The 14,286-nt window shown below is 30.8% G+C and carries 12 protein-coding genes; 1 reads left to right on the top strand and 11 read right to left on the bottom strand.

Annotated elements, in window-relative coordinates:
* Positions 1-134 precede the first annotated feature (134 nt).
* Positions 135-1,016 carry a tRNA (adenosine(37)-N6)-dimethylallyltransferase MiaA gene (gene miaA, locus K354_RS0107625; RefSeq protein WP_024954912.1) on the top strand — a complete coding sequence of 294 codons (882 nt, stop codon included), beginning with the start codon at positions 135-137 and terminating at the stop codon, positions 1,014-1,016.
* Here the strand turns inward: miaA and K354_RS0107620 are convergent.
* From K354_RS0107620 to K354_RS0107570, 11 genes are read right to left on the bottom strand one after another with little or no spacing between them, the layout of a single operon-like run.
* On the bottom strand, positions 1,002-3,386 hold the full coding sequence (locus tag K354_RS0107620; RefSeq protein ID WP_024954911.1) for a tetratricopeptide repeat protein: 2,385 nt from the start codon (positions 3,384-3,386) through the stop codon (positions 1,002-1,004). The genes miaA and K354_RS0107620 overlap by 15 nt on opposite strands.
* A gap of 50 nt (positions 3,387-3,436) precedes the next feature.
* Positions 3,437-4,924: an NADH-quinone oxidoreductase subunit NuoN gene (gene nuoN, locus K354_RS0107615; RefSeq protein WP_024954910.1), complete on the bottom strand. Its 1,488-nt coding sequence runs from the start codon at positions 4,922-4,924 to the stop codon at positions 3,437-3,439.
* Positions 4,924-6,450 carry an NADH-quinone oxidoreductase subunit M gene (locus tag K354_RS0107610; protein ID WP_024954909.1) on the bottom strand — a complete coding sequence of 509 codons (1,527 nt, stop codon included), beginning with the start codon at positions 6,448-6,450 and terminating at the stop codon, positions 4,924-4,926. The genes nuoN and K354_RS0107610 overlap by 1 nt, the downstream gene beginning before the upstream one ends.
* Before the next feature lie 9 nt (positions 6,451-6,459).
* Positions 6,460-8,316, bottom strand: coding sequence for an NADH-quinone oxidoreductase subunit L (gene nuoL / locus K354_RS0107605; RefSeq protein WP_024954908.1), 1,857 nt, complete (start codon positions 8,314-8,316; stop codon positions 6,460-6,462).
* A 4-nt stretch (positions 8,317-8,320) separates the two neighbouring features.
* The gene (nuoK, locus tag K354_RS0107600) at positions 8,321-8,623 is read right to left on the bottom strand and encodes an NADH-quinone oxidoreductase subunit NuoK (RefSeq protein ID WP_024954907.1); all 303 of its coding nucleotides are present in this window, start codon (positions 8,621-8,623) and stop codon (positions 8,321-8,323) included.
* Entirely contained in the window at positions 8,620-9,189 is a 570-nt protein-coding gene (locus tag K354_RS0107595; RefSeq protein WP_024954906.1) for an NADH-quinone oxidoreductase subunit J, read from the bottom strand. The genes nuoK and K354_RS0107595 overlap by 4 nt, the downstream gene beginning before the upstream one ends.
* An 8-nt stretch (positions 9,190-9,197) precedes the next feature.
* Positions 9,198-9,815 (bottom strand): NADH-quinone oxidoreductase subunit NuoI, encoded by a 618-nt coding sequence (gene nuoI, locus K354_RS0107590; protein ID WP_024954905.1) that lies wholly within the window; start codon positions 9,813-9,815, stop codon positions 9,198-9,200.
* A 9-nt stretch (positions 9,816-9,824) separates the two neighbouring features.
* Positions 9,825-10,817, bottom strand: coding sequence for an NADH-quinone oxidoreductase subunit NuoH (gene nuoH / locus K354_RS0107585; RefSeq protein ID WP_024954904.1), 993 nt, complete (start codon positions 10,815-10,817; stop codon positions 9,825-9,827).
* Complete coding sequence (locus K354_RS0107580; RefSeq protein ID WP_024954903.1) at positions 10,810-13,302, bottom strand: NADH-quinone oxidoreductase subunit G; 2,493 nt, start codon at positions 13,300-13,302, stop codon at positions 10,810-10,812. Before K354_RS0107580 ends, nuoH begins: the two co-directional genes overlap by 8 nt.
* On the bottom strand, positions 13,302-14,039 hold the full coding sequence (locus K354_RS0107575; protein ID WP_024954902.1) for a hypothetical protein: 738 nt from the start codon (positions 14,037-14,039) through the stop codon (positions 13,302-13,304). Before K354_RS0107575 ends, K354_RS0107580 begins: the two co-directional genes overlap by 1 nt.
* Entirely contained in the window at positions 14,040-14,276 is a 237-nt protein-coding gene (locus tag K354_RS0107570; RefSeq protein ID WP_024954901.1) for an NADH-ubiquinone oxidoreductase subunit E family protein, read from the bottom strand.
* Positions 14,277-14,286 lie beyond the last annotated feature (10 nt).

Below are 14,286 nucleotides of genomic sequence, written 5' to 3'. Positions count from 1 at the left end.
TGTCTTTTTTATTTCTTCATTTTACTAAAAATTACTTTAAAGGTGTTATAATTACAGATAAAAATATTTAAATATTTAAATACATTAATAAAAAAAATAAAAATATGTATACCATTACTTTTTAAAGGATAACTTTGCAAGACATTGCCATACTTGGACCAACTGCTTCAGGAAAAACTTCTCTTAGTATAGAGTTGGCAAAACAATTAAATGCAAATATACTCTCACTAGACTCCCTTAGTATTTATAAAGAAATTGATATAGCTTCAGCAAAACCTACTCTACAAGAGAGAGGCAATATAAAACATTTTGGAATTGATGCGTTATCAATTAATGAGAGTTTTAATGTCACTACCTTTTTTGAATTATACAAAGAAGCAAAAAAGCAAAGTAGCCAAGAAAATAAAAACCTTATCATAGTTGGAGGAACAGGTTTTTATCTAAAATCTATGATTGACGGTGTGAGCTATAAACCACCTCTTAGTGAAGAGACAAAACAAAAAGTTTCAAAAAATTTAGCTAATGGGTATGAAATCATCAATCAAATAGATAAAAAATATGCGAATGCTATCAGTAAAAGTGACTCTTATCGAATAGAAAAATGGTTAGAAATATATTTTCAAACCAATACAATCCCGAGTGAATTTTTTAAACAAAACGAAAAAGAGCCTATTGTAAAGGATATAAAACTTTATGAAATAGTCATCGATAAAGAGATTTTAAGGGATAGAATTTCATTAAGAACACAAATCATGATTGATACTGGACTTATAGATGAAGTTTTTTATCTTGAAAAAAAATATACAAGATCACCTAATCCTATGAAAGCCATAGGTATAAAAGAGTGTCTTGGTTTTTTAGACGGCAAAATGAATAAAGATGAATTAAAAGAAAAAATCATCATAAATACTGCCCGACTTGCAAAAAGACAACGAACTTTTAATAGTACTCAATTTAAAGAACATTTTAAAGGAAGTGTACACGATATAAGAGAAGCTATACTAAAACAGTTTTAAATTTTGCTCACAAATATCTTTCCATGAACTTTTTACTTTTATATCTGCACACTGTTTAAAATATTTTTTTGCTTCCTCATTTTGCTTTAGTTTCATACTAAGCTCACCTGCATTGTAATAAGCTCTTGTTTTATCTTTTAAAGCGATATTTTTATTCAATAGACTCTTTGCTATCCCTAAAGCTTCTTTTGGTTTTTCTAACCTTTGTAGTGCTCCTATGAGGCTTAATTCTACTATAGGTGTATGAACATAGCTATTATGCTTTTTTTGAAGTGCAATTATCTTATTTGCATACTCTTTTAACAACAAATCATTTCTATCATCAACAGCTTTTTTTACTATCTCTATAAATACATCACTATTATTTAATTCATTTGGACTATTTTTTTCTATAAGTTTAGCTATTTCTATCGCTTTTTCTAATTTTTCTAATTTCATTAAAGAGAAGAATATCATTTGTAGCGTTTTATTTTTAGGCTTTATTTTTAAAGATTTTGATAAAGAGATAATATCATCTCCAACATCAACAGCACTAGCATATTTATTCAATTTATACTGGCTCAAAAGATATCTTTCTAACCAAGTTACTCTTTTATTTAAATTACTCTCTTTTATATATTTTTCACTCAGTTTTTTTGCTTTTTCAAACCTAGAAGTTCTAATTAAACAATTAAAAATATTTGCTTTATCAAATGTTTCTATATCTAATTTATATGTTTCTATATAATTGACTGCTTGCATACACTCATCTTTTTTTATAGAAAGTTTAACTAGAGCATCTGCAGCACTTTGCACAAATTTATTTGTTGTTGTTGCATTTTTTTCACTCACATATTCTAACATATTTTGCATTTTTAGAACATCTTTATACTTTTTCTGAGATAAAAATAACTTTGCTTTTTCAACTACAGCTTTATCTCCTATTTTATTTTTATATTTTTTAATAAGCGTATCATAATAATTTGCTAGTTTTGTCTCGTTTGTTTCATTTAACTCAAAAAACAATTCATCCAAACTTGTTTGAACTTCTTTTACAAAATCTCCATTTTTATACTCTTTAAGATATTGTTGTAATCTGGCATATGCTTCTTTTATATTATTTGCTTTTGTATGCCATAAACCACTATCTCTTAATAATGCTTCTCTATTCTCATCTGTTTTTTTCAAACCATCAAGTAAAACGTCAGCAACTTTTGATGCCACATCATAAAGATTTTTACTAGCTAATTTTTTTGCAAACTTAAAAGAAGCAACCCGATCTTTTAACAAATACTCTTTATTTGCATCTAAAACTTTTACTAAATATTCTCTAGCACTATCTATTTTACCTCTGTTCATTTCTGAATTACTCAGTCTAATTGCTGCTTCTGCAGCTATATCTAAATCTTTTGCAGAATATAGAACATCTTGGTAAAGTTTAATCGCTTTATCTTTTTTTCTTGAATTATAAAGAGAATCTGCAAACACTAAAATAGCTTTCTTTGTAAAAGGGCTATCTTCATGCTCACTTATTAAAATATCCATAAAATAATTAGCATCTGATTTAAACCCCATTTTCAAATAAGCTTTTGCAATAAGCATGATAACTTCAGGAATATTGTTATCAGAAGGAAAAGATTTAATCCAAACTTTACCTTCACGAACTATATCATTACTATCAAATTTAACAGCTATATCACTTTCATTTTCTTCCATCCCTTTATCAAGTGCTTTTAATCTATAAAGTAAAAACTCACTTTTAAAAATAGTTTGTGGAAATTTTTTAATTGCATCAATACTATCTTCAACTACATCTCGATATTTTTTTTGTTTATATGATTTTTTTAATCTAAGGTAAAGCCTAATATCTTTACTTTGAGCATAAGATATAGGAGCCCCATTAAGATCAAGTGCTCCAATATAAGGCTTTAAATTTTTTGAGTACATAATAGGAAAATCTATACTATCCCTTTCTTCATCTTGTAAAAAAGGGGACTTTTCATAAAGAAGTATACTCCAATGTTTAAAATTTTTTTTATTTTGTTTCCCAGTTACTTCTTTATTTGCATATAAAGCATTTCCTACTGGAATTAATTTTGATTTTACCTTTGGCTCAATTCTTATATAAAACTCTTTTTCTTTTTCTAAAAAATCGATATTAACAAGTGACATTTTTTTTGCACTTATTGGTGTTTTAACTATTTTATTGAATTTACAAAGATATATTTTTTTATCTAAATCTTGTGGAACAATTTGACAATCAACACTTTGAGTATCTTCTATATGTAAAATTGCATAAGCAGTTCCATTCTCTTTTGCACTATTTAAAACAATAGTTAAAGAAAAAAGTTGTGTTGCAATAAAGAATAAGAGTAGTAGTATTTTTTTCATGGAAGCATTATATCAAAAAAGGAGTAACTCGTGCTACTCCTTTTTAAATATTAAAATCCACTTATTTTGACATAGTTAGTTATTATCTCTAAAAGAGGATTAACTATAATAACAGATGTAGATGTAAGAAATGCAGCAAAAGCTAAAATTACTTTCAATGTTGTTGATGTATTGCTTGTATATATACGTTCATCATTACTCAGTGGCTCTTTTAAAAACATATAAACCATCAATTTCATATAATAATAAACAGCAATAGCACTATTGAGTGCCATAATAATAGCTAAACAAATAAAACCATTATTTACAGCAGCACTTACTAAATATAATTTACCCCAAAATACTGAAAATGGAGGCATACCTGCCAGAGCAAACATAAAAATACCCATGATAACAGCATTTGCTGGCATTATTTTTATCATACCTGAAAACTTAACAAAAGGATGCTGGAATCTCCCATCCCAAAGATTTTTTCTATGTCTAGTTGCCCACAACATTGTAAAAGCTCCTAGGTTTGCTAACATAAATAAAACCCAATAAAGAAAAAGTCCTGCATGAGCTTCAGTTGATCCTATTAAAATTGCAGATAATACAAAACCTGAATGAGCAATGGAGCTAAAAGCTAACATTCTTTTAACATCTTCTTGAACAAGGGCTATTATATTTCCTAAAGTCATGGTTAAAACAACCGCTATATAAAGGATATTATCTAACCAAACAATATTAGAATCCATTAGCATATCAAAAAATCTTAAAGCAACAACAAAACCTGCTATTTTTGGTACAATTGACATGTATCCTGCAAGTGCTGATGAACTTCCTTCATAAACATCAGGAGTCCATGTATGAAATGGCACCATGGATAATTTAAAACCAAGTGCACCTAACATAAATACTGTTCCAGCTAATACTCCAATAATCGGCTCAAACCCCTTTGATTGAAGAATTTCTGCGATTTGATGAATTTCAACACTTCCTGTAAGCGTATAAAAAATCAAAGCACTCATAGTATAAAAACCAGCAGCGAGTGCTCCCATAGTAAAATATTTAAGAGCAGCCTCACTCGCTTTTTTACGGTTATGCATAGCAATCATTGTATACAGTGCTAACGAAGCAGTTTCAAGTCCAATAAAAATCAATATAAGGTTATCAGTGGCCACCATAAATTGAAATCCAACAATCATAAACAAGAAAAGTGCATAAAATTCTGCCATTGCAAACTCTTGAAAACGACGTCCACCAAGTGCAAGTGGTACATAAAATGCTGAAGTTACAAGAATAATGATTTGAGAAAGTAAAGCAATACCATCCACTAAAACAACATCAAAAAATCCTCTGTTCCCTCCGTGATATCCAAGTACTGCTCCTAAAGATAAAGTTATAAATAGTACTGTTAAAATAGTATAAAAACTGCGGGAAAGAGCTTTTGTCATTAAATCTATACAAATGATAGACAAAGCACCAAAAACTAAAATTGCCATTGGAAGCAAAGAAGTAATATTGAGAGATTCAAAACTTATTAAGATTGGTTCTAACATTACTCACCTCCTTTAATTGTATTGACTTTAAGAATAAAATCTTGTGTATCTGGCAAAACAGCTTTTTTATGCATCAAAACAAGCATTTTTTTAACACTTAAATCAATTGGTTCTAATAGTGGTTTAGGATAAATTCCTAAAATTGCAACTAATGCAACCAATGGTACAAGAGCAACTAACTCTCTACCATGAAGATCTTTTAAACCTCTATTTTTCTCATTTGTAATTTCTCCAAAAAATGACCTTTTATAAAGAGTTAACATGTAAACAGCCCCTAAGATGATACCTGTTCCTGCAAAAAGAGTCATTAACCAATTCACTTTATAAAATCCCATAAGAGATAAAAACTCTCCAACAAAACCAATCGTTAAAGGAAGTCCAACTGAAGCCATTAACATAATTCCATAAATAGTAGCAAAGGTAGGCATTGAAATAGCAAGCCCACCAAATTCACTCATATTTTTAGTATGTCTTCTATCATAAATACAACCAACTAACATAAACAAAGCACCACTAACAATACCATGGCTTATCATAAGAAAAATTGATCCTGTAATACCTTCTGCGTTGATTGCAAAAATACCGAGTATAATAATACCCATGTGAGAGATGGAACTATAAGCAATAACTTGTTTCATGTCTTCTTGGGCATATGCCACCATAGCAGCATAAATAACCATTATAATAGCAACTATTGCTATTGGCATTAAAAAATATATTGTGGCATCAGGAAAAAGTGGTAGTAAAAATCTTACCATCCCATAAGTTCCCATCTTTAAGAGTACTGCTGCAAGTATAACCGAACCAATTGTTGGAGCTTGTCCATGAGCATATGGTAACCATGTATGAAATGGAAACATAGGAACTTTTATAGCAAATGCTAAGAAAAATGCTCCAAACAACCAAAGTTGTAAATTAAATGGCATAGACAACAATTGCCAATCTACAATAGAAAAGCTCCAGATACCTGTTTGTTGAAAATAAAAATATCCCATATACAAAATACCAACAAGCATTAAGACTGATCCTGCAAATGTATATAAGAAAAATTTTATAGCTGCGTATATTCTTCTATCACTTCCCCATGCACCTATAATATAAAGCATAGGAACAAGTGAAAATTCCCAAAAAAGATAAAATAAAATAACATCCAAACTTAAAAATACACCAACCATAGTCATCTCTAAATATAAAATAGAAATAATGAGATTTTTAGCATCTTTTTCAATATTAAGACCAATGAGTGCAATCATAGTCATAAATGTACTAAGAATAACTAAAAATAGAGATATACCATCTACTCCTATAGAATAACTCATTCCAAAATTAGATATTAAACTAGCATGTTCTACAAATTGAAAACCATCTATATTATTATCAAAACCTATCCATAGTGCAATAGTAAGAGAGAACTCTAGAGCTGATACTACTATTCCATAAACTCTTATGCTATCTTTATTTACTAAAAATCCAGCAATTCCTGCAAGTAACGGAAAAAATATTATTAACGATAAGATATGATCCATTCTTAACTCCTATACCATTGGTCTATAAAAAATTGCTAAAACAAGTAGAACAATTATGCCTACAACCATCCATCTCAACATAGATGAAAGATTACCACTTTGCATCTTTCTTGCTTTTTCACCAGTACCATATATAACTTTAGCAATCATATCTACCGTACTATCTACTATTCTCATATCTACTTCTAACCAAATAAACTTTGATAATGCTGTAAAAGGTTTCATTATCGCTACTTCATAAAGTTTAGGAATATAATATTGATTCGATAAAAGTTTATAAATACCCCAATTTTCAATATTTTCACTAAATCCACCTCTTTTGTATTTAAACACTGCAAAAGCAATGCCACTAATAGCAATCGCTGAAGTAGCAAATATCAAAATCATTCCTACACTATGTTCAAGTGTAAATTCATAATTACTTAAAAGTTGTGTTGTAAACTCATGAAAAGAGTGCTCAAAAAATCCAGCCACTATAGCTAAAAGAGCTAAAGGTGTAAGAGCATAAATGACAAATGGTTTGGCTTCATGAGGATGAAAACCTAATTTTTCATGAACTTTTTCACCAAAAAATACAAGCATAACTAAACGAAAACTATAAAAAGCCGTAAGTCCAGCACCTATAAACAGGGCAAACCATAACAAGTAAGAACCATCATTAAAAGCAACTTCTAAAATTTTATCTTTTGAAAAGAACCCTGCAAATGGATAAATACCAGCAAGTGCTACTGAAGCTATACTCATCAAAATTGCTGTTGGCTTCATAGCACTATATAATCCACCCATTTTCTTAATATCAAGTTCATCATCCATAGCATGCATAACATTACCAGCACCCAAAAATAGAAGTGATTTAAAAAATGCATGAGTCATTAAATGAAAAAGTGCTATCCAATAAGCTCCTAGACCTGCTGCAACAAACATATATCCAAGTTGTGAAAGGGTAGAGTAAGCGATAATTCTTTTTAAATCTCTATTAACAAGTGCCATTGAAGCTGCAAATACAGCAACAAATGCCCCAAGACTTGCTATGAACATTCCTACTTCAGGGATAAGCACATATATTTCACTTGCTCTAACTACAAGATAAACACCTGCTGTTACCATTGTTGCTGCATGAATCAGTGCAGAAACTGGAGTAGGTCCTTCCATCGCATCTGCTAACCATGTATGAAGTGGGAACTGTGCTGATTTACCCATAGCACCAATAAATAAAAATATCCCTATCCAAGTAACTGTTGTTGGGGCAAGATTTACTATATTTGCAAAAACTATATCGTATTGGAGTGAACCTATTTGCCAATAGATAAGAAAAAGTCCCATTAGCATTCCAAGATCTGCAATCCTGTTCATAATAAATGCTTCATTAGCCGCCCAAGATGCACTATGTTTATGGTACCAAAAACCAATAAGTAACCAAGAACAAAGACCAACACCTTCCCAACCGATAAAGAGTCCAACAAAATTATCACTCATGACTAAAATCATCATTGAAAATACAAATGCTGAAAGATATGAGAAAAATCTATTAAAACTTTTATCATGATCCATATAACCAATAGAATACACATGTACAACAGTTGAAACTAAAGTAACTGTTACCATCATAATAACTGAAACTTGATCAACGACAAAACCAAAAGGAATAGATAGATTCCCCGCACTAATCCAATCCATCATCTCTACATGTACAATAGTATCCATATCTACATAGTTTAGTAATATCATTGAACTTACAAAAGAGATAAATATCAATGTTGATGTAAAGATTCCTGTGAACAGTGTTTTAGGAAACTGGGCAAAAAATGCTGTTACTAAAGAGCCTACAAGTGGTGCAAAAAGTGCAATATATAAATACTTTTCCATACACTTATCCTTTCATCATTTGTATACTATCAAGATCTGTTGAACCAGTCTTTTTGTACCAAAGAACCAATAAACCAAGACCAACTGCAACTTCACTCGCTGCAACTGCTATTATAAAAAAGGCAAACATTTGACCGCTTAAATCTCCATAGTATTTTGAAACTGCTGCAAAACCAACATTGACTGCATTGAGTAAAATTTCTGTTGAGAAAAAAAGCATCAAAAGATTTTTTCTTTTCATTACACCCACTAATCCTATACTAAAAAGAATCCCTGAGAGAACTAAATAATGCGTTAAAGTTATCATATAATTTCTCCTTTTTCTTCATGGTTATCTTCTTCTGTAAGATTCATTTCCATTCTTTTACTTACAAGTACAATGCCTGATATCATTGCAACTAAAAGCATTATTGCTGCCAATTCAAATGGTACAAGATATTTAATAAATAGAACAATACCCACATCCTGAACATTACCAGGATTTTCAGAGTAGTTTTGAGAAATACCTACAGGATAAAGGCTTTCTATATTTGCAGAATAAATTGGTGCACTCAAAATAATAACTATTAAAACTGCTGAGATAATAGATAAAGCATAGAGTACTTTTTTTGAGTGTATGTTCTCTTTTACATCACGAGTTGTATCAAAAAACATCATACCAAAGGCATAAATTGCCATGATTGCACCGGAATAAACAATGATTTGAACTACTCCTAAAAATTCTGCCCCTAAAAGAAAGAAAAAACCTGAAATAAAAATCATCCCGCCTGCTAATGCACTCATTGCGTAGAGTGCATTTTTAGTAAAAACTACAATTCCAAACATAATAATGGTTAGAATTGAAAAAGTATAAAATGCTATAGCTTCAAACATAACAAACCTCAGTACGCTAATGGTGTTTTTTTAACAAAAGAATCTGCATCATCACTTAATGCACCAAACCCAGGAAACTCTTGCTGTTTGTTGGCCTTAAACTCATCTAAAGGCGTTAACATATCGTCTTTCAAACCAAAATGAGCACGTTGTTCACTTGCATTTTCATAATCACCACTATGAACAATAGCAAGTTCAGGACACACTTCAGCACAATAACCACAAAATATACATCTACCAAAATTTATTGTATATTGTGATACCTCTTTTCTTGAATTTTCATCAAGTTTTGTTTCCATTCTAATACAATTTGAAATACAAATTTTTTCACAAAGCCCACAACCTATGCATCTTTCACTTTCACTCTCTTGAAGTCTTAAAAGTTTATGTACAGCTCTATATCTTGGACCCATTACAAATTTTTCTTCAGGATACATAAGGGTATGTGTATTGCCTTTTGTAACCATTTCTCTTAAAACTATCCAAAGCCCTACAAAAAGTTCACCTTTAAAAGCACGGCGAACTACTCTAAGAAATGATTCCCAAGGAGTTTTTGGTTTTTTTTCACCTTCATAGTAAATATAACCAGGAGTTGCATCTCTTTTGCTAAATTGTTCTAAACTCATTATATTCTCCTAAATAAGCACTATGCCAGTGATAAGAATATTGACAAGCGCTAAAGGCATCAATACTTTCCAACACAACCACATCATTTGATCAGGTCTCACATGAGGCCACGCTGCTCTTACCCATAAAAATAAAAATATAAATGCTGATATTTTAATCAATATCATAATTGCCCCTGGAATTATCCAAAAAGGATTGTAGCCTCCTAAGAAAATAATGCTTACTAAAAATGCTACTGTTATCATATTTGCATACTCACCTATAAAAAATAGTCCCCATCTCATACCAGAATAATCTGTTGCATAACCAGAAACAATTTCTGCTTCATATTCAATCAAATCAAATGGTGTTCTATTTGTTTCAGCAAAACCAGCTATTGCAAATAACAAAAAGGCTAAAGGTTGTTGCCAAACTAACCAAGAACTAAATCCTCCATTTTGAAAATCATTAATATCTATCAGAGAAAGTGAACCTATGAGCATCAAAGGAGCTAAAAGAGCAAGACCTGAAACAACTTCAAAAGATAGAAGTGCGATAACTGTTCTTGCTGCTCCTAGTAATGCCCATTTATTTGTACTACTCATACCTGCAAGAAGTGGAGCATACATACCAACGGAAGCCACACCCATAATAAACAAAACACCCACATTTATATCAGATATAATAGGAGTTACTGTATATCCAAAAACTGTAAATTCAGGGAAAAAAGGGATAGCTGCCATTGCTGTAAAAGCTGTTGCTGGAGCTATTACTGGAGCTATTTTAAATATAGGTTTTACTGCATTTTGAGGAATAATATCCTCTTTAGTGAAAAGTTTTATACCATCTGCTGCAAGTTGTAATATACCATGAGGCCCTACATTCATAGGTCCAAGGCGACGTTGCATATAGGCTAAAACTTTACGCTCTATAAATGTAGCAAATGCGGCCATACCTGCTACAACGGCCAATACAACAACTGCTTTAATAACTGTTTCTATGATTATTGCTATTTCATTCATTGTTTGCACCTTTTATACTAACTTGTGCATATCTAAACCCGCTTGGGAAAAACTGCGTAGCATTTAGTTTCGTATCAAACGTTGGTAAGTAAGGAATATCTCCACCAATCATAGAATCTAATTTAAGAGCAACTGTTAATTTTGCACCATCATCATTTTCTATTACAACCATATTTCCATTTAAAAGTTTACGTTTTTCTAAAAATTCATTTGAAACATACAAGGCTCCAGCTTCGTTAAGCTGGTGTGCTTTGTTGGTTGCAGCATTAAACTGGTGTACAGGGTTTGCAAGATAAATTATATTGTCTATCTCTTGGATATCGCTTATTGCTGCTACTTCATCATTACATGTAAGACTTTTCTCTTTTAATAAATAACCTCGTTTTTCTTCTCCAGCAGCTGTAAATTCATTTGATAATTTATCAAATTCTATTTGCTCAAATCCTGCACTATTTGGAAGTTGTTCGGTATAATCTATAGTATATTCAGCCTCTAAACCAAGTTCATTTGCTATATCATTTAAGCAATATCCCCCAAATGCTAATGCAACATTGGTTGGAACTACTCTTTTATTCATAGAAGTAAAAGTTCCTTCTTGTTGATTCAGTGCTGGCATTGCTAAATCACTTTCACAAAGTGAGCTTATACTTATATCTGATTTTACGTTATATCCTAAAGTAAACTGACCCTTTTCTTCATCTAATTCACAAATAAGTGAAACACCCAATGTGTTTGTTTGACTTGGAATTATAAGAACATTAAAATCTGTATATTTTTGAATAAGTCCTAAAAGTTTTGCTAAGTTTTCACTTTGTGGATGAGCATACAAATCTTCACCTGCGATAAGTGAATAAGTCTCTTTTTTTGCTAAAAGTTTTTCTAATTTTTCATTAAAATCTTCAGTAGCCCCAACCATATCTAAAAGAGTATTTGTATCAACTTCTATCTCTTTTTCTACTTGCTTTGTTACTACTTTTGTGACTTCTTCTTCAACTTCTTTCTCTTCACCACTCTCTTCATCTACTACTGTTTTTTTTACTATCTCTTGAACATTCTCTTTTATACTCTCAGTAATAGTTTTTTTACTAACTGAATGAAATTTAGATAAATACGCACTTATATCTTGAGGTAATTCTTTTCCAAACAGATCTAATATAAGATAAAGAATAGCTTCTTCAACGCCTACTTTATGATTAATACTCAATAAATTTTTAGAGTAATTATCAACTATTGGATCAACTATTGGATGAAAGTAAATCCCAGCTCCTTTGTTCATAGTAAGTGCATTATTCAGTGCATATCCACTATTTGGACTATCTGTTTTAATTGCAGTTCCTACACTAATAACAAAATCACTATTTTTCACAGTTAACAAATCACCATTATATAAATTGCTTCCCGATGTTTTTGAAAAATTATGAAGAAATTTTTTGTATAAAAAAGCATCTTTGTTTACTAATTTATATCCAAATTTTTCTTTTAATTTTTGAAGTATGAAAGCTTCTTCATTTGTAATATAACTTTCAAACTCTATAGTATCAACTTTTGTTTTTAAAGCGTTTACAACATATTCTAATGCTTCTTCATCTTTTTCTTCTGCTACATTTTCAAAATCATATCCATATCTTATTCCAGCATGGATAGGAGAAAAACCATAATCATTACTCACTCTATAAATTTTATCATTTGAATTTGTGATTGAATCATGTTTTACATCATAATATATGAGTGAACAATCACTACTATGAGGATTTGCTGCTGGAATTTTTTTAAGTTCCCATGCATTTGATTTATATTGAAAGTCTGTACCGACAAGTGCACCAACAGGACAAACTGATGTACACTCACCACACTGTGTACAGTCTAACATTTCACTGCCACTTGTTGTACCTATGAGAGATTTTTGAAGTTTATTCCACATGGCATATGCATCTTTTGGAGTATTATCTTTCCAGCTTTTATCTAAAATAGCTCCACCTCTAGGAACTGTTTTAAGAGCAGATTCTCCAATCATATCTTTGCAAACAGTAACACAACGCTCACACACTATACAAAGTGATGGATCATAATGAATTCTTCCCCAATCTTTTGTAGGTCGTGGAGTATCTGCTATACAATGGCTTTGGCTATCTACTTGCATTTCTAAAGTATAATTTTGTAACTCACACTCACCACTTTGGTCACAAACACCACACTCTAAAGGATGATTTACATCATAAATTTCCATGATTGCACGGCGTTCTTTTTCTATCTCTTCATTTTTAGTAATTACGTTCATACCCTCTTTTGCTTTTGCATTACAAGAGTATACACGTTTTCCATCAATTTCTACTAAACATAACCTACAGGCTAAAGTTGGAGAACAGTTCGATAAATAACATAGAGCTGGGATAAATATATTATTTGCTCTTGCAATGTTCAAAACAAACTCACCCTCTTTTGCTTCACATGTAACGCCATCAATTGTTAATTTAATATCGCTCATTAAGATTCTCTCTTTGTTATTTTTGCAACTTTGAACCTATATGAATTATCTATATCTTCACTTGGCATCAAAGCAATTGTCCCTTTCAACGTTTTATCTAGCATAAACTTTCTATTTTGTTTTTTTACTTCTATCTCTTGCCCATCTTGTATTTTTGCTGCAACACCAAATTGAGCTGAACCAATTAATAAATTTGTTTCTTTATCACTAACATATTCAAAAACAACTGTACCATTAAAACTTTCTAACTCTTCTACTTCTTCAGGTAACACCGCCTTATTTAAACTTATATCACTTAAACATTTTGTATCTATCCCACTATAAGTTGCGATTAAATTAACAAACTTTGTTATATTCTCTGCTCTTTTGTTTAAAAACAAATCTTTACCAAAAATAATAAGCGGTGAAGAAGCATTTTGAATCATCTCATACAACTCTTCCGCTTCTTCTTCCCCTATATTAGTTTCAGCGCTAATATACCCTTCATCTAATTCATTTAAATAATTTTTTATCTCTTGTGGTAAATTTTTGTCTTTTAAAAACTCTTTTGCTAAAATCGCAACAACACCTTCTTCACTTCCTGCTTCATACCTACTAAAAAACTCTACTCTATCCATAAGAGGCAAGTCTTCCATAACAGAAATCAAAGCTATTTTAGAATTTTCTAAATCTTGAAATACTGCTTTATCATCAATCGAAAGCATTGTCCCTATTACTACTACTAAATCATTTTTCACCTATGCTTCCTTTTTATTTTTTTTAACAACTATGGTCCAATCTACTTCATTAAACTTTAATGAATTCATCAACTCATGCCCTGCTTCTTTTATTATATCAGCACTCTTTTGTACTGGTTCAAAATTTCCAATTTCAAACATAAAGATAGAAACTTCACCAATTGATGTTGATTCAACAATTTCTAACATTCTTCCATAAAAATCATCTTTTAAATGTCTTAAATCATATCTTTGCATATCATATACC

The organism is Sulfurospirillum arcachonense DSM 9755, from assembly GCF_000597725.1.
Classification (GTDB): Bacteria; Campylobacterota; Campylobacteria; order Campylobacterales; family Sulfurospirillaceae; genus Sulfurospirillum_A; species Sulfurospirillum_A arcachonense.
This window is presented reverse-complemented; position numbering and strand designations above follow the sequence as displayed.